Annotated in this window: 16 protein-coding genes; 7 read left to right on the top strand and 9 right to left on the bottom strand. The window is 66.7% G+C overall.

Going from position 1 to position 16,858, the window contains the following annotated elements:
* Positions 1-5: 5 nt before the first annotated feature.
* The 6 genes from QPK31_RS22300 to QPK31_RS22275 all read right to left on the bottom strand — a co-directional run bounded on the left by QPK31_RS22300 (position 6) and on the right by QPK31_RS22275 (position 7,987).
* Positions 6-2,786, bottom strand: coding sequence for a type VI secretion system Vgr family protein (locus QPK31_RS22300; protein ID WP_290425082.1), 2,781 nt, complete (start codon positions 2,784-2,786; stop codon positions 6-8).
* 161 nt (positions 2,787-2,947) lie between these two features.
* Positions 2,948-3,904 carry an alpha/beta hydrolase gene (locus QPK31_RS22295; protein ID WP_290425081.1) on the bottom strand — a complete coding sequence of 319 codons (957 nt, stop codon included), beginning with the start codon at positions 3,902-3,904 and terminating at the stop codon, positions 2,948-2,950.
* A 22-nt stretch (positions 3,905-3,926) separates the two neighbouring features.
* Complete coding sequence (locus tag QPK31_RS22290; protein ID WP_290425080.1) at positions 3,927-4,730, bottom strand: TatD family hydrolase; 804 nt, start codon at positions 4,728-4,730, stop codon at positions 3,927-3,929.
* Between the two features lie 4 nt (positions 4,731-4,734).
* Positions 4,735-5,433 (bottom strand): lipoprotein-releasing ABC transporter ATP-binding protein LolD, encoded by a 699-nt coding sequence (lolD, locus tag QPK31_RS22285; RefSeq protein ID WP_290425079.1) that lies wholly within the window; start codon positions 5,431-5,433, stop codon positions 4,735-4,737.
* Positions 5,426-6,694, bottom strand: coding sequence for a lipoprotein-releasing ABC transporter permease subunit (locus QPK31_RS22280; protein ID WP_290425078.1), 1,269 nt, complete (start codon positions 6,692-6,694; stop codon positions 5,426-5,428). Before QPK31_RS22280 ends, lolD begins: the two co-directional genes overlap by 8 nt.
* 21 nt (positions 6,695-6,715) lie before the next feature.
* On the bottom strand, positions 6,716-7,987 hold the full coding sequence (locus QPK31_RS22275; protein WP_290425077.1) for a lipoprotein-releasing ABC transporter permease subunit: 1,272 nt from the start codon (positions 7,985-7,987) through the stop codon (positions 6,716-6,718).
* A 206-nt stretch (positions 7,988-8,193) separates the two neighbouring features.
* On the opposite strand from QPK31_RS22275, the gene QPK31_RS22270 reads away from it, so the two are divergent.
* Positions 8,194-9,213 carry a hypothetical protein gene (locus QPK31_RS22270; RefSeq protein ID WP_290425076.1) on the top strand — a complete coding sequence of 340 codons (1,020 nt, stop codon included), beginning with the start codon at positions 8,194-8,196 and terminating at the stop codon, positions 9,211-9,213.
* Between the two features lie 44 nt (positions 9,214-9,257).
* Entirely contained in the window at positions 9,258-10,907 is a 1,650-nt protein-coding gene (gene recJ / locus QPK31_RS22265) for a single-stranded-DNA-specific exonuclease RecJ (RefSeq protein ID WP_290425112.1), read from the top strand.
* A 180-nt stretch (positions 10,908-11,087) separates the two neighbouring features.
* Here the strand turns inward: recJ and QPK31_RS22260 are convergent, their stop codons facing one another.
* Positions 11,088-11,552: a nuclear transport factor 2 family protein gene (locus QPK31_RS22260; protein ID WP_290425075.1), complete on the bottom strand. Its 465-nt coding sequence runs from the start codon at positions 11,550-11,552 to the stop codon at positions 11,088-11,090.
* 122 nt (positions 11,553-11,674) lie between these two features.
* Between QPK31_RS22260 and QPK31_RS22255 the strand changes: the two genes are divergently transcribed.
* The 4 genes from QPK31_RS22255 (at position 11,675) to QPK31_RS22240 (ending at position 13,500) form a co-directional block, all read left to right on the top strand.
* Positions 11,675-12,112, top strand: a complete 438-nt coding sequence (locus QPK31_RS22255) for an MbcA/ParS/Xre antitoxin family protein (RefSeq protein ID WP_290425074.1) — start codon at positions 11,675-11,677, stop codon at positions 12,110-12,112.
* A gap of 2 nt (positions 12,113-12,114) precedes the next feature.
* Positions 12,115-12,798: an RES family NAD+ phosphorylase gene (locus QPK31_RS22250; RefSeq protein WP_308634197.1), complete on the top strand. Its 684-nt coding sequence runs from the start codon at positions 12,115-12,117 to the stop codon at positions 12,796-12,798.
* 4 nt (positions 12,799-12,802) lie between these two features.
* The gene (locus QPK31_RS22245) at positions 12,803-13,123 is read left to right on the top strand and encodes a DUF2288 domain-containing protein (RefSeq protein ID WP_290425072.1); all 321 of its coding nucleotides are present in this window, start codon (positions 12,803-12,805) and stop codon (positions 13,121-13,123) included.
* A gap of 185 nt (positions 13,124-13,308) precedes the next feature.
* Positions 13,309-13,500, top strand: coding sequence for a hypothetical protein (locus QPK31_RS22240; protein WP_374045835.1), 192 nt, complete (start codon positions 13,309-13,311; stop codon positions 13,498-13,500).
* A 107-nt stretch (positions 13,501-13,607) separates the two neighbouring features.
* Here QPK31_RS22240 and QPK31_RS22235 read toward each other — a convergent pair whose 3' ends face one another.
* Positions 13,608-15,221, bottom strand: a complete 1,614-nt coding sequence (locus QPK31_RS22235; RefSeq protein WP_290425071.1) for a methyl-accepting chemotaxis protein — start codon at positions 15,219-15,221, stop codon at positions 13,608-13,610.
* 205 nt (positions 15,222-15,426) lie between these two features.
* On the opposite strand from QPK31_RS22235, the gene QPK31_RS22230 reads away from it, so the two are divergent.
* A complete protein-coding gene (locus tag QPK31_RS22230) occupies positions 15,427-16,176 on the top strand; it encodes a GAF domain-containing protein (RefSeq protein ID WP_290425070.1) in 750 nt (249 codons plus the stop codon).
* Positions 16,177-16,446: 270 nt separating this feature from the next.
* On the opposite strand, the gene QPK31_RS22225 is transcribed toward QPK31_RS22230, so the two are convergent.
* Positions 16,447-16,851: a tetratricopeptide repeat protein gene (locus tag QPK31_RS22225; RefSeq protein WP_290425069.1), complete on the bottom strand. Its 405-nt coding sequence runs from the start codon at positions 16,849-16,851 to the stop codon at positions 16,447-16,449.
* Positions 16,852-16,858: the final 7 nt, after the last annotated feature.

Raw genomic sequence — 16,858 nt, 5'->3', positions numbered from 1 at the left:
ACTGTCTAGCTGACGCTGGGCAGCAGTTCGAAGCGGATTGGTCCCAGCGCGTCGCTTGGGACCAGGGAGGTGCGCCCTTGCTTGTCGCTCACGCCCTGTATCGTCCTGCCATCGCTCAGGTGAGCGATATATCCCTGGTCGGGAATCGGTTCCCGCGTTTGCAGGTTACGGAGTACAAGACGTTCGTCGGTACGCATTGCGGACTTCGCGAAGTCGAGCTGTGTCGGTGTGCCGCCCCCAGGCCCGGCATTGACAATACCGCTCGCCTTGAACGACTGTTCTCCGGTGCTTTGCTGGACGATCGTGCCGTTTGCCCAGTCTGTCTGCGTACCCTGTGAAACAATCCGGATGGCAGGAGCTTCGATATGAATCGCCTCGGCCGAAATCAGTGTGATGCGCCGCGACGATTTGACCTCCACGTCGCCTTGATGGGCCTCGACGTTCACGTTCCCACGCGCTGCGACGACCTTGATGCCGAACGCATGGGCAAAGGCGCTGATGCCGCGTGCCGCGCGCAAGAAGATATTCTGGCCGGCGGATGCCGCAACGTTGCCACCGCTGACGACGTCGAACTCATGCTCGGACACGAGGGCGACGTGGTCCTGGCTGGCGAGGATCACGCCTGCCGGCGCCGAGACCGCGACCATCGGCGCGCCGCCACCGGCCCCCTGCGCAACGTTCGACCCCTCGTCCCAGCGTCGCAGCCTGTCGGCGAGTGCCGCAAGACGTCCGGCGTCGGGATCGTCGCCGGCATGCTGGGCCGCCAGCTTGGCGACTTCGTCGACGATGCTCTCCATCAGGCCGGCGAGACCGTTCAGGCCGGGCCGGGAAAGCTGCGCGCCTTCTGCCTTGGGCGCCGCTTCGGCAGTGAGCAGGATGCCTTCACGTCCTCGAATCGCAACCGAACGATCGCTGCGCAACTCCGCCCCCTCCCCGCGCGGCTGTGCCATCCCGTTCTCCTTCGGATGCGTCAGCCACCCCAGGTTCAGCTGCGAGGCCCCATGCTCGCTCGCCAGCTGCGCGCTGATCTCCCCGCGCGTATCGTCGAACCGCAACTGGTTCCCCCGCTGCCCGCCGATCTCCCGGCTCTTCAGACCGGACAGATAACGATTCCCCGGCAAGCCCCCATTCGCGCTCAGCGCCGGCGGCTCGCCGTTCTGGTTGAACACCTGCGACAGGATCACCGGCCGGTCCGGGTCGCCGCCGAGGAAGGCCACCAGCACCTCGGTGCCGACCCTTGGCAGGGTCAGCGCCCCGAACTGCTGCTGGCTGCCCGGCCCATTCCCGGCCCAGTTCGATGCCACCCGCACCCAGGCGGAATCGGCGGCGCTGCCGGATGCCCCGGCGCCGTGCGCATGCTCGTGGTCCGCCGTGCGCATGCCGGGAAAGCGGATCTTCACGCGGCCCAGGCGGTCGCAATGGACTTCCTCGTTCTGCGGCCCCACCACGAGCGCGCTTTGCAGCTGCGGATGCGGCAGGTCGACGCGCGGATCGTAGGCCGGCACGATCGGCACACCGCGCCGCACGGCGGTAAAGCGCACCTGCACCGCCGGGTCGTCCGCGCCGACGGGCAAGGCGCACCAGCCGTTCTGCGCCAGCAGCCGGTCGACCCGCGCCGACAGGTCGCCCGGCAAATTGTTGCGCGCGCTGACCCGCAGTTCGGTGATGACGAACTGGCGCTCGCCGGCCGGATGGGTGTCGATCTCGGGATGGTCCTGCAAGGTGAAGTACTGGCCGGCGCAGAAGTCGCGCACGCTGCCTTCGCCATGAAAACACTTGGCCTCGAATTCGTGGCGCTGCATGCGCAGCTGGCCGAGGCGCCAGTGGTCCTCGACGTCGTTGCCGGCGTGCGGCGTGTCGATCAGGTAGTCGTCGAGGCTGGCGGCCAGGCCGTTGCCGTGCCCACCCTGGTCGAGGCTGGCGCGCGCCGTGGTCGACATGAACTGCTGCCCGCCTGGATTCTTGTAGTCCCAGCTGTGGCGGGTGGCGCTGCCCGGCTGCAGGGTGCGCGCCGCGCCCCAGGAGGTGATGGTGTCGCGTTCTTCGCTGGCGTCGTCGCGGTGGTAGCGTACTGTGCCGGCCGCGTTTTCGGGCAGGTGGTTCGCGTCGGCGAACAGCACCAGCGTGTGCGCGGGGATGCGGTCGTGCAGCGGGTCGACCGAGGTGCTGCGGCTGCGGCCCGGACGCACGGTCCAGGAAATGCCGCGCCGGCGCAGCAGGCGGCGCACGAAGGCGGCGTCGGATTCGTTGTACTGCATGGTCTGTTCGCGCGGCGGGTACAAACGCATGTCGAGCAGCGGGTCGAGTTCGTACTCGAAGGCGCCGGCCAGCACCGCGTTCGCGTGGCGCCATTCGTCGAACAGCACCTGCACGATCTCGAGCTCATTCTGGAAGCGGAAGATGCGGCTGTTGACGCGCTTTTCCATCACCGACAGCGCGTCGCGCAGCACCAGCTGGTAGGTGGCCAGGGCGCCGTCGCTGTCGCCGGACCTGGCCTCGGTGACGATGCCGCAGATGCTGCGCAGCTGGCCGCGGTCGGTGACGACCTGGAGCTCGGCCGGCAGCGCAATCAGTTCCTTGAGCGGCAGCGTCGGATCACTGGCGACGCAGGAGACGCGGTATTCGAGGCCGCCGCAGATGGCTTCGCTGCCCGTGAAGCGCTGGGGCAGCAGGATGTCGTCGGCAAGCTCCTCGGCATGGGCAAGGCGCAGGCGCAGGGCGCGGTGCGCGGTGCTCAGTGACTTCTCGTGCTGTAGCACGCGGAGGAACTCGCTCGCGCTGTCCAATTCCGTCTCCCTGGTTGAAAACGAAATGGTCGCACGAACCCGACAATACCTGATTGCTTTCGATCACGCGTATCCGGGGGTGTAGCAGCTGAACTAAACGAAGGTGGCGTTGTCGCAGGACGCAGTGTGAATATTCACACTGGCGAGGGCGATCTAACTGACTAACGCGCCAGTTCCTCATGCAGGAAGGATGTCAGCGCGGCGCTCAATGCCGGCGCCAGCGGCAGTGCCGGATCGCCATACGATGCCAGCTGGGTCGGGCCGGCCGGCACCAGCTTGAGCACGTGGTTCATGCCCTCGACAATTTCCAGGCGCGCCCGTGGATAGGCGGCCTTTAGCGCCTGCGCATCTTCCACGGCCACCTGGATATCGGTCGTGCCCTGCACGATCAGCACCGGGATTGTCAGCGCGGCGATCCGCTCGGCCGGCAGGTAGCGGAACTGCGAGACCAGGTAGGGCTGCACGCTCGGGCGATACAACGCCGCCAGCATCGGCGACACCTCGCCGGCCAGCTCGCCGCGTTCGAGTTTGCCGAGCACGCGTTCGCTTTCCTCGTTCAGCGCGGGCGGCAGCTTGCCGGCCAGCTGGCGGCGCAGTACGGACTGCAGCGGCGCGCCGGGCCCGGCGATCGACACAAAGGCATCCGCACCTTCTTTCTTCGCTGCGACCATGCCGATCAGCGAGCCTTCGCTATGCCCGATCACGGCCACCTTGCCGAAGCGCGGATCGGATTTCAGGCGCGCGATCCAGGCCGCCGCATCGTCGATATAGGTTTCGAAGCGCAGCGCCGCTTCGCTCCCCATGGCCGCCGCGCTGGCGCCGATGCCGCGCTTGTCGTAGCGGACCGAGGCGATGCCGTTCGACGCCAGCGTCTGCGCCAGCATGCGCAGGCTGTCGTTGCGGCCGGGGAGCATGTTCGAATTGCCGTCGCGATCGGTGGGGCCGGAACCGGCGATGATCAGGGCGACCGGCACCGGGCCTTTTGCCGTGGGGAGCAGCAGGCTGCCGGCCAGCTTGCCGGTCGGCGTGTCCAACACGATGTCGACATCGCTCGCGGCCAGCACCAGCGCGGGCAGGAAGAACAGTACCGTGATCGACAGCATCCGCTTGAACATCATCCCTAGCTCCCGCAACAACGGTTCATGAAACCAGCAGCGCCTCCAGGCGTGGTATCGCCGCCAGCGAATTATTCCACGCCGCCTGCCGCAGCGCGGCTTCATTCATCCTGCGCAGTTCGGCCAGCGCCGCGCCGATTGCCGGCAGCTGCTCCGGGCTGTTGCGCCCCGGATGAATCCAGCTCGGCGAAATGTCCGGCGCATCGGTTTCCAGCACCAGCGCAGCCAACGGCAGTTCGGCTGCCAGGCGCCGGATCTGCAGCGCCCGCGTAAAGGTCATGGCGCCGCCGAAGCCGAGGTGAAAGCCCAGCTTGATATAGGCCTCGGCCTGCTGGAAGGAGCCGTTGAAGGCGTGCGCGATGCCGCCCGGCGGCGTTACCTGGCGCAGGTGCTTCAGCACCTGGTCCTGCGAACGGCGCACGTGGGTCAGCACGGGCAAACCGAAATCGCGGGCGATGCGCAGCTGCTCACGGAAGAAGCGTTCCTGCTTCGCGCGCATGGCCGGCTCGCACAGCATGGGAATGAAGAAGTCGAGCCCGATCTCGCCGATGGCCACGAAGCGCGGGTCGTCCAACGCCCGCTCGACCGCGGCGCGCAGGGCAACCAGGTCCTCGTCGGTTGCCTGCGGTACGTAGATCGGGTGGATGCCGAGCGCATAGCTGGCGTTCGGTGACTTTGCCGCGAGCTGCGCCACCACGTCGAAGTTGCCGCGCTCGACCGCCGGAATGACGATCATCGACACGCCGCCCTCGCCGGCCCGCCGTGCGACTTCCAGCGACTCGTCGCCGAATTCGTGGGCGTCCAGGTGGCAGTGGGTGTCGATCCACATCGCGTCAATCCTCCAGCGGCTGCAGCCCGTGCTCGGTCATGCGCAGAGCGCGGTCGCAACGGCGCGCCAGTTCCATGTCGTGGGTCACGATCACGAACGAGGTGCCGAGGGTGCGCGACAGTTCCAGCATCAAATCGAAGATCGCCATCGCCGTGGTGTGGTCGAGGTTACCGGTCGGCTCGTCGGCGAGCACGCAGGCCGGTTCCGTGACGAGTGCGCGCGCCAGGGCCACGCGCTGGCGCTCGCCGCCCGACAGTTCGCCGGGACGGTGCACCACACGCTTGCCGAGGCCCACGCGTTCCAGGATGGCCTGCGCCTTCTGCTCGGCGCTCGCGCGCTTTTCGCGGCGGATCATCAGCGGCATCACCACGTTATCCAGGGCCGAGAACTCGGGCAGCAGGTGGTGGAACTGGTAGACGAAGCCGAGCGACGAATTGCGCAGTTCGCCGCGCCGGGTTTCGGACAGCGTGGCGAAGTCCTCGCCCAGCAGCGTCACGGAACCGGTAGTCGGCGTGTCCAGGCCGCCCAGCAGATGCAGCAGGGTCGACTTGCCCGAACCCGAGGCGCCGACAATCGCCACGCGCTCGCCGCGGGCGATGGCGAAGTCGATCTTGTCGAGCACCTGCACCTGGTAGTCGCCCTGCTTGAAGGTCTTGCCGAGGCCGCGGCAGGCCAGCACCGGCGTGTTGTTCGCGTTATTCATAGCGCAGCGCCTCCGCCGGTTTCACGCGCGAGGCCGAGCGGCTCGGGTAGACCGTCGCTGCAAAGGCCAGCAGCACGGCAACACCGCCAATTTTGAAGACGTCCGGCCAGCGCAGGTCCGACGGCACGGTGCTGTTTTGATAGATATCCTTCGACAAGAACTGCACTCCCAACAAATGTTCAATGAATGGAACGATGACATCGATGTTCAGCGCCACGATCGTGCCGCCGACCACGCCGACCACGGCGCCCAGGATGCCGACCAGCGCGCCCTGGATCATGAAGATCTTCATGATCGAACCAGGGGACGCACCCAGGGTGCGCAGGATGGCGATGTCGGCCTGCTTGTCGGTCACCGTCATTACCAGGGTCGAGACCAGGTTGAAGGCGGCCACCGTGATGATCAGGGTGAGGATGATGAACATCATCTTCTTTTCGGTCTGTACGGCGCCGAACCACACGGCGTTCAGCTTCGACCAGTCGCGCATTTCCAGCTCGCCCGGCATCGATTTTTCGAGTTCGGCCGCCACCTGCGGCGCCTGGTGCATGTCGGCGATGCGCAGGCGCAGGCCGGCCGGGGCCGACAGGCGCTCCATCTTCTCGGCGTCGCCCAGGCTCACGAACGCCATGCCGGCGTCGAACTCGGCGTGCCCCGACTGGAACAGGCCGGATACGGTGAAGCTGCGCATGCGCGGCAGCATCCCGGCCGGCGTGGTCTGGGCTTGCGCCAGCAGCATGGTGACCTTGTCGCCGACCTGCAGGTTCAGCGACGCAGCCAGCGCGTAGCCGAGCACGATGTTGAAGGTGCCGGGTTTGAGCGAATCGAAGCTGCCCTGGACCATGGTACTGGCCACATCCGAGATATTCCGTTCCGCTTCCGGCAGCACGCCGCGAATCGTCGCCGGACGCATGTTGCCGTCGCGCTGCTGCAGCAGGCCTTGCGATTCGACGAAGGGCGCGGCGGCGCGCACGGCCGGGTTCTTCAAGGCTTGCTGGGCCGCTTCGCGCCACTGCGGCATGTCCCCGCGGGTGTCGAAGACTTCGATGTGGGCCAGCACCGACAGCATGCGGTCGGTCACCTGCTTCTGGAAGCCGTTCATCACCGACAGCACGATGATCAGGGCGGCGACGCCGAGCGCGATGCCGGCCACCGAGATCAGCGAGATAAACGAGAGGAAGCCGCTGTGGGCCGTGCCCTTGCCTGCGCGCGTGTAGCGCAGGCCGACCAGCCATTCGAACGGCAGTTTGTGGATGATGCTCATGGTAGGTTCAATGTAACGGAATCATTCATAGCGCAGGGCGTCGGCCGGCTTCACGCGCGCCGCCGCCCAGCTCGGGTACAGGGTCGCGACAAAGGCCAGCAGCACGGCCACGCCGCCGATGCCGCCGACGTCGGACCACAGCAAATCGGACGGGATCTCGCTGATCAAATAGATCTCCTTCGAGATGAACTGGATCCCGAGCACGCGCTCGATCGCGGGCACGATGACGTCGACGTTGAGCGCCACCGCCACGCCAAGCGCCACGCCCAGCGCGCTGCCCAGTACGCCGACCAGGGTGCCCTGGACAATAAAAATCTTCATGATCGAGCGCGGCGAGGCGCCCAGGGTGCGCAGGATAGCGATGTCGGCCTGCTTGTCCTTGACGGTCATGACCAGCGTCGACACCAGGTTGAACGCGGCCACGGCGATGATCAGGGTCAGGATGATGAACATCATGCGCTTTTGCGAGCCGACGGCGGCGAACCAGATGCTGTTCACCTGCGACCAGTCGCGCATCACGTAATCGCCGCTCATGCTCTGGCGCAGTTCGGCCGCCACGCGCGGCGCCTGGTGCAGGTCGTGCAGGCGCAGACGCAGGCCGACCGGGCCGGCCAGGCCCACGCTCTGCGCCGCATCCTGCAAGTGGGCGAAGCCGAGCATGGAATCGAATTCGTAGTGGCCGGCCTCGAAGATGCCGGAGACGATGAAGGTCTGGGTGCGCGGCGCGGCCGGGGCGCCAGTCTCCGTGGTGCCGGAGGTCCCGAGCAGCATGGTCACGCGCTCGCCCACGCCCACGTGCAGCGCGTCTGCCAGCGCGCGACCGATCACGATGTTCATCGAGCCGGGCGTGAGCGAGTCCAGGCGGCCTTCCTTCATTTCGCGCGCCACGTCCGAGACCCTGGCTTCTTCGCCTGGCAGGACGCCGCGCACCAGTACCGGCTTCATCACGCCATCGCGCAGCAGCATGCCCTGGATCTCGACGAAGGGCGCCGAGGCTGCCACTTGCGGGTTGCGCGCTGCTTCGCGCCCCACCGCGCGCCAGTCGGGCATGGCGCCGCGCACGTCGAAGATCTCGACGTGGGCCAGCACCGACAGCATGCGGTCGGTGACTTCCTTCTGGAAGCCGTTCATCACCGACAGCACGACGATCAGGGCGGCCACGCCGAGCGCGATGCCGGCCACCGAGATCATCGAAATGAAGGAGATGAAGCGATTCCGTCCGCTGCGCTTGCCGGCGCGCGTGTAGCGCAGGCCGACTGCCCATTCGTACGGCAGTTTCTGGATGATGCTCATGAAATTTGTAGAGTTTGACAACTGATCTCGCAGTATGCCACGCAAAGCTCATCCATGACAGGGCGCACGGCTCAGGTACGACTCAGGTGCGGCGATGGTGACGCTCTGGTAATGCTGTGGTAACCGCGTCACGCCCCCGTCGCCCCAGCTCCTCGCCGGCGGCGCCGCGCTGCGTGGAGGCCGCCGTTTTGGCCTACAATCACGGCATGTCCCAGATTACGCTTGTTCTGCCCTCCGCCCTTCCCGTTCCCGAATTCGCCCCCGACCTGGTGCGTGCCCTGCAGGCGCCCGCGCTGGCCGCCCTGCTGTCGCGCACGCGTGCGCAGCGACGCCTGCCCGCCGACGAGTCCGTGCGCGCCCTGCCCCACGAAACCTGGCTGGCGCGCGCCCTGAATCCGGGTGCCGCCGGCCAGCCGGCCTTTGCCGCCGCCGCCATGGCCGCCTACGGGCTGGACATGAACGGCGGCACCTGGTTCATCGTCAACCCGGTGCATATCGAAATCGCACGCACCCACCTGATGATGGGCGACCCGCGCATGCTCGGCCTGGGCGAGGCCGATAGCCGCGCCCTGTTCGATGCGGCGCAGCCGTATGTCGAGGAAGCCGGCCACGCCCTGCTGTACGGCGACGCCCAGACCTGGTTCCTGCGCGCCGACGACTGGGCCGGTCTCGACACCGCCACGCCCGACGCGGCCCTCGGCATGGACCTGACGGACTGGATGCCGCTGGGCGAGCGCGCCGCCGCCTTTCGCCGGCTGCAGAACGAGATCCAGATCCTCTGGCACACGCATCCGGTGAACGCCGCCCGCGAAGCGCGCCGCCTGCCGGTGGTGAACGCCTTCTGGCCATGGGGTGCGGCCGCAGCCGGTGCGGCGCAGCCGCGTACGAAACTGGCAAGCGTCGACACCGCTGCCTGGCTGGCGCGGCTGGCCGGCAACGCGCCGGCCGACCTGAGCCAGTTCGTGCCATCGCTCGACGGCGACACGGTACTGGTCTGCGGCAGCGCCGCGCCGTATGCGGCTGCGGCCGACTGGGGCGGCTGGGTCGCCGTCATGGGCCAGCTTGAAGCCCAGCTGTTCGCCCCCATCCTGGAGAGCCTGAAGAATGGCCGCATCCGCGAGGTGAAGCTGGTGCTGAGCCACCGCGACGCCCTGCTCGAAGCCACCACCAACGCCATGGCGCAACGCAAGTTCTGGCGCCGCATTACCCTGGAATCCCTGCTGTGAAAACCCGCATCTCCACCCGCCCTTGTTCGTTCCGCACCTCCGAAATGCTGCGCCAGGGCGGCGTACACCCCGTGCTGGCGCGCATCTACGCCGCGCGCGGCCTGCTTGATGTGCGTGAGCTGGCGAGCGAACTGACCGCCCTGGTCCCGCCCGGCGGCCTGAAACACATCGACGCGGCCGCCGTGTTCCTGGCCGACGCCATCGCCGCGAACAAGAACATGACCATCGTCGCCGACTACGATTGCGACGGCGCCACCGCCTGCGCCACCGCCCTGCGCGGCCTGCGCGCGATGGGCGCGCGCGTCGACTACATCGTCCCCGACCGCGTAGTGCACGGCTATGGCCTCACGCCCGAGATCGTCGAACTGGCCGTGCGCGAAAAGAACCCGGACGTCATCATCACGGTCGACAACGGCATCGCCAGCGTCGAGGGTGTGCAGGAAGCAAACCGGCGCGGCATCGAGGTCGTGGTCACCGACCACCACCTGCCGGGCGACGCCCTGCCGCCGGCGCGCGTGATCGTGAATCCGAACCAGCCGGACTGCGGCTTCCCGAGCAAGCACCTGGCCGGCGTGGGCGTGGTCTTCTATGTGCTGCTGGCCCTGCGCGCCGAGCTGCGCCGCCGCGGCGTGTTCGATGCGCAAAGCCAGCCGAAACTCGACAACCTGCTCGACCTGGTGGCGCTGGGCACGGTGGCCGACGTCGTGAAACTCGACGCCAACAACCGCATCCTGGTCGCGCAAGGCATCAAGCGCATGCGCGCCGGACGCATGCATGCGGGCGTGGCGGCGCTGTTCCGCGTGGCCGGGCGCGAAGCACGGAATGCCTCGCCCTTCGACCTCGGCTTTGCCGTCGGCCCGCGCCTGAACGCCGCCGGACGGCTGGAAGACATGGCGCTCGGGATCGAGTGCCTGACCACCGATGACGAGGGCCGCGCCTGGGCGATTGCCCAGCAGCTCAACGAGATCAACCTGAAGCGCCGCGAGATCGAGGCCGACATGCAGGACACGGCGCTGCTGCACCTGGACGACTTCCAGCCGGCCGCCAGCAGCACGATCGCCGTGTTCGACGAAGGCTGGCACCAGGGCGTGATCGGGATCGTGGCGTCGCGTTTGAAGGAAAAATTCTACCGGCCGACGATCACCTTCGCGCCGGGCGGCGTTGGGCTGATCAAGGGTTCGGGGCGTTCGATCCCGGGCTTTCACATGCGCGATGCGCTCGACCTGGTGTCGAAGCGCGTGCCGGGCTTGATCGACAAGTTCGGCGGGCATGCGATGGCGGCGGGGCTGACCATCAAGGCCGAGCATTTCGACACCTTCTGCGAGGCTTTCGAGGCCGTCGGCCGCGCCTGGCTCAGCGAAGCGCAGCTCGAGCGCGTGGTCGAAACCGACGGGCCGCTGGAAGACGAGTTCTATTCGACCCAGTTCATCGAACTGTGCGATGGCCAGGTGTGGGGACAAGGCTTTGCGCCGCCGGTGTTCTGCGACGAATTCCGCGTGATGAGCCAGCGGATCTTGAAGGACAAGCACCTGAAGCTGCTGCTGGAGAAAAATGGGCGGCGCTACGACGCGATCTGGTTCGGCCATACGGATGGCCTGGGCGAGCGTGCGCGCGTGGCGTTCCGGCTCGATGCGAACGAGTACAACGGCGTGACCAAGGTGCAGTTGTTGGTGGAGCACGCAGAACCGGCGTAGTGGCCCGGGTTTCGTAGGGTGGGCTTTCGAGCCCACGCGGTCGTGCAGTTGCGTTCTCGTCAGAAGCTGCAAGTCCTCTGCGCTTGCACACGGTGACCAAAAAAGTTGTACGACAGTTCAACCGTCGTACCGCGTGGACACAGGTGCCTTGCGCGGCCCGGTCCACCCTGCAACGGCAGGTCACCGCCCGCAATCGCACCCGCGATCAAACACAATTTTCCACGTCCCCGGCCCTTCCAGCCGCCACACGGAATTGAAGCGCCCGATCTGCTTGCCTGACGGGTCCGTCACCGGCCCGCTGCTGTAGGCCAGCGTCCCCGAATCCAGCACCTCGACCTCATCCGGCGCCCAGGCAAACGGCGCATCCGGTCCATCGAAGTAGCCACGCCAGGCCTGGGTGACCGCGTCGCGCCCGCGCTTCGCTCCGCCCGGCTGCATGAACACCGCCTCCTTCGACAGGAAGCCGCCAAAGGCATCGAAGTCGCGCGCCTTCATGGTGGCCGCGAACGCGCGCTCGGTCTCCAGCACCTGCTGCCGTAATTCGTCCTGCGTCCCGCGTGCCCCGCGCGCCATGCAGGCGGCCAATACCACCGCCACCAACGCGCCCAGCACTGCCAGGATGGTCCCCTTCGATCGCCAATGCATGGAAATATCCTTTTCCTTTTGACAAGTCGGCGCCAATACTGTCACAGTCCATTCAGCTTGACAACCAGCAGTTGCAACCCCTCCGAAAAAGGAGTATAAATACTCCAAAACCGGAGGAAACCATGAACCTCGCCTATGCTTACCCGAAAAGCCGTTTCGAACCCACCGTGCTGGTCGACCTGAGTTCGCGCGCCGAGCGCGAGCGCCTGTCGCAGTCGGCGCTGAAGGGCTTCTTCAAGCTGGTCGCCGCCTGGCAGGTGCGCGACGACGATGCGCGCGAACTGCTCGGCGGCTTGTCGGCGTCCAGTTTCTACGACTGGAAAAAGAACCCCGACCGCGTGCTCGAAGTCGACCGCATTACGCGCATATCCTATTTATTAGGCATCTACAAGGCCCTGCACATCTTGTACGGCAACAAACTCGCCGACGAATGGGTCAACCTGCCGAATACCAACATCATCTTCGGCGGCCGCACCCCGCTCGCGATGATGCTGGGCGGCGGGCTGCTGGCCATGCAAACGGTGCGCCAGCTGCTCGACGCGCGCCGCGGAGGCCTGTGATCTTGGCGGTCGTCCCGAAACTGACGGCGCTGCGCCAGTTCGACACCTGCCGCCTGATCCCCTCGCGCTTCGCCGACCTCGAGGATTCGGTGCTGGCGCCGCTGGCCGAGGGCGACGGGGAACTGCGCGATTTGTTCGACCTCGACAACGCCACCAACGAGCGCCTGCGCGGCGAGGCCGACCTGCTGCCCGGCATCGGCGTCGACGAACTGGTGTTCGGCTTGCCGAACTTCCGCATCATCAATGCGGCCTATACCTATGCGCGTCCGGAAGGCAGCCGCTTCAACGACGGCGCGCGCGGCGCCTGGTACTGCGCCTTCGAGGCCGAAACGGCGCTGGCCGAGGTCGGTTTCCACAAGACGGTCGAGTACCAGGAAATCAATCGCTTCGACGACAGCGTGACCTACCAGGCGATGCTGGCCGATTTCAATGCCAGCTTCCACGATATCCGCGGCATCGAGAATTTTGTCGACTGCCTCGATCCGCAAAGTTATATCGCATCGCAAACCCTGGCCGCCGAGCTGCTGGAGGCGGGCTCGATGGGCGTGGTCTACCCGAGCGTGCGCCGCCCCGAGGGCGTCAACCTGGCCTGCTTCCGCCCCGCGCTGGTGGGCAATGTGCGCAAGGGGCCGGCCTATCGGTTAACATGGGCGGGTACGCCGCAACCGCGCATCGAGATTATCTAGCATTATGCAAACCAAACCAGAGAACGACACCGAACTGCACGACAAGGTCAACCGCGAAACCGCCCGCGTCCAGTGGGACGAGCTGGAGCGCCACTTCGCCCAGGGCAATGTGATCTACGTCAGCGAAACGCTGGACCTGGTCGACGTTGCCGTGCGCATCTCGCATGACGACAAGGAGAATATTGCGCGCTGGATGAGCGAAGGCAAGATCGCCAAGGTATCAGACCTGCAGGCCCAGAGCTGGGCCGCCGGCGAAGTCGGCCTGTGGGCCTCGGTGGTGCACCCCTTCATCCTGGTGCAGCCGGACAAGAAGCAGATCAACTAAGCCGTTCCCCGCTTGTGCCAATTGCAACATCGAGAAATTGTTATGTTGCAAATTTTCCGTTAGGCATCAATCCATCTCAATCTTCCTGACACGACTGCTGTACTCGGCTGCATCGGCGCATCGATGGAGTCCGGGTCGGCCGGGTACGCGGCAGCACCGGCGCGATCGCCACCGCCTCGAAACAGGTGAACGTAGCGATCGCGGAGATGGACCTGGTGACGCAGCAGAACGCGGCGCTGGTGGAGGAAGCGGCGGCCGCCGCGGAGTCGATGCAGAGCCAGGCGGACGAACTGGCGCGGCTGGTGAGTACCTTCAGGCTGGATGCCGAAGCGCCGCGTGCGACCGCTGCTGGCGCTGGCGCGCGCTTGATGCCATAGGCGTTCGTGCTTGCAAAGCGGTGGGTTCGAGAACCCACCCTACGTTCGCGAGGTAGGGTGGGTTCTCGAACCCACCATGCGGCTCGTGCAGCGTGCCGCGCCCTGCCTCAGTGCGCCAGCGCCGGCACCGCCCCACGCACGCGGCGCACCGGCTGCGCACCGGCCACGGTCTCGGCGCCCTCGAGCTGGAAGGTATTCACCACCGCCGCCAGCTCGTCGGCCTGCAGGCGCAGCGATTGCGCCGCGGCCGAGGCTTCCTCGACCAGGGCCGCGTTCTGCAGCGTCATCTCGTCGAGGCGCACGATGGCCGCGTCGACGTGCTCGATGTCGTCGCCCTGCGAGCGCGTGGCGCTGGAAATCTGGCCCATGATCTCGTTCACGCGCTGCACTCCGATCACCACCTTGCGCATGGTGTCGCCGGCCTGCGCGACCAGCGCCGTGCCGGCGCCGACCTTGCTCACCGAGTCCTCGATCAGCACCTTGATTTCCTTGGCCGCCGCCGCCGAGCGGTGCGCCAGGTTGCGCACTTCGCTCGCCACCACCGCAAAGCCGCGGCCCTGCTCGCCCGCGCGCGCCGCCTCCACCGCCGCATTCAGCGCCAGGATATTCGTCTGGAAGGCGATGCTGTCGATGACGCTGATGATCTCTTCGATCTTGCGCGAGGATTCCTGGATCAGGTTCATGGTCGACACCACGCCGTCCACGGTGGCGCCGCCTTCGACCGACACCTTCGAGGCGTCGCTGGCCAGAGCGCTGGCCTGGGCCGCGTAGTCGGCGTTCTGGCGCACCGAGCCGATCAGCTGCTTCATCGAGCCGGCGATCTGCTCCAGCGCCGCCGCCTGCGACTCGGTGCGGGTCGACAGATCGAGGTTGCCGGTGGCGATTTCGGCCGAGGCCGAAGCGATCGCATCGGTGCCGCCGCGCACCTTGGCCACGATGCCGCTCAGGCTGTCGCGCATGGCGCTCATGGCCGACAGCAGGCTGGCCGGGCGGGCACGGCGCGTGTCCACCTGGTGGTGCAGCTGGCCTTGCGCGATGGCGCGCGCGACGTCGGTGGCATACGCCGGCTCGCCGCCCAGCTGGCCGAGCAGGTTGCGCGAGATGGCAAAGCCGATCACCGCGCACAGCAAGGCGCACAGGATGGCCAGGCCGCTGATCCAGTAGCGCGCGCCCGAGGCCTCCGCCACCGCGGCCGCGCCGGCCACGCCGGTACGGCCCTGCAGCTCCTGCACCAGCACCGCGATGTCGGCCACGATCTGGCGCCGCAGCGGGCTGCATTCCTGCACCAGGAAGCTGCCGTAGGCGTCCATCTCGCCGGCCGTGCGGTATTTGCGCGGACGTTCGAGTTCGCGCGCCATTGCCAGCATCCCCTCCTTCACCTTCGCATACTGCGCATTGCCCGCCAGGACAGGGTCGAGCTTGGCCATCGCCGCCAGGTAGGCCGCCTTCTGGGCGTCGAGGATGTCGAGTTCGCGGTTCGCGGCGGCGGCATCCTGGAAGATGAAGGCATTGCGCGCGGCCATGCCGGTCTGCCCAAGCGCTTCACGGGCGGCATACAGCGGTTCCAGCTGGGCGTTGTGGAAGGATTCCACCTCGACCAGCGCGGTCTCGATACTGTCCACGCGCGAAATGGCGAAGCCCGCGAGGACCAGCGTGACGACGAGGACCGCGGCGAACGCGGCATACAGCCGGACCGTGAGTCGGGCTTGGGAGAAGTTCATGTTTACTCCTGGTTGCGAAAAAGGATAAATAGTCGCGCAGGCGGGCGCGGATTGACGGATTTGCGGGAGATTGTCCACCATCAATTGTTTTTTGGCAACCTAAATTGCGATATTTGTTGCTTTAATCACGACTTTTCGTTTCTAAAACGTTGTGCTTAGTTAGATTCATCAAATCAGCTATACTCCTATAAAAGTAGGAATATTGATGACCAGCAACTATACGGACGAGGATCCTATCCTCACCACGAGCGCAGCCGCGCGCATGTTGGGCGTCGCTACCAGCACCGTCCAATTGTGGATGGAAAGCGGCGCAATCGAATCATGGAAAACGCCGGGCGGCCACCGCCGCACGCGCGAAAGCCTGATCCGGGCCTTGATGAACAAGGTGGGAGGACACGAAGCCGGCGCCGCTGGCCGCCGCGTGCCGCCCAATCCGAACGACCCCGAATACATCCCCGACCGCAGCGCGCCCTATCCGATGGCGGCGGACGAAGAGGCGCGCCTGGCCGCGCTGGCCGCCTCCGGCCTGGTCGACAGCCCCGAAGAAGAGCGGTTCGACCGCATCGTGCGCCTGGCGTCGATGGCCACCGATTCGCCGATCGCCCTGATCTCGCTGCTGACGGCCAAGCGCCAGTGGTTCAAGGCCCGCGTCGGCCTGGCGCCCCAGCAGACGCCGCGCGAATGGGCCTTCTGCTCGCACGCGATCCTGCAGGACAAGCCCTTCGTGGTGGAAGACGCGGCCTCGGACGAACGCTTCAGCGGCAACCCGCTGGTGCTGGCCGATCCGCATATCCGCTTCTATGCCGGCGTCCCGCTGCGCGACGAAGGCGGCAACGCCATGGGCACCTTGTGCGTGATCGACCGCGAACCGCGCAAGCTGCGTTCGGGCGAGCTGCAGGCGCTGCTCGACCTGGCGGCGATCGCCGCGGCGGAGATTGGGCGCGAAGGGAAGTAAGGGGCGCCGCGCGCGGCGCCCCTTACGGTAGGGTGGGCGCCCCGTGCCCACGCGTAAACTTTGAGCAGCCAACTACTTGTGTCTAGACGTAGGGTGGACGGCTCCACCCCTGTTGTGCGCACACACGCGGCGATTGCGCCGTCCACGCGTTCAAACCACGCCTGAAAGCACGCTCCGGCTTCGCACCGGCTGGCTGAACGCGTGGGCGGCGCAATCGTTTCGACCGATCACCCGACAAGGGTGGAGCCGCCTCTCGTGGCCCGGACCGCCCTACCGCCGATGCATCATCGCATGCGCAGCCTGGCGCATCAGCAGCTCCGCCTTGCGCGGATCGGGCTCCGTCATGGCCAGCTGCTGCAAGGCTTCCGGATATTCCAGTTCGCCCGCCTGCTCCAGCCAGCGCCGCGCTTCACGCGCGTCCGGCGGACCGCCCTCGCCCGCCGCCAGCATGTTCGACAGCACGAACATCGCCGCCGGCACGCCGCCCTGCGCCGCCTGCGTCAACAGCAGCCGCGCACGGGCCGGGTCAGGCGCCACGCCGTCGCCGTTACGCACCTGGAGCGCAAGCCGGTAAGCCGCTTTCGCATCAGGCGCCGTGTCGACAGGCGCCGCACCGGCATGCGCCGTCATTGCGCACACCAAGGCGCAAGCCAGCAGGGGCGCCCGCATCGTCATGTCGACC

The organism is Massilia sp. YIM B02769 (genome assembly GCF_030411995.1).
Taxonomy (GTDB): Bacteria; Pseudomonadota; Gammaproteobacteria; order Burkholderiales; family Burkholderiaceae_D; genus Telluria.
This window is presented reverse-complemented; position numbering and strand designations above follow the sequence as displayed.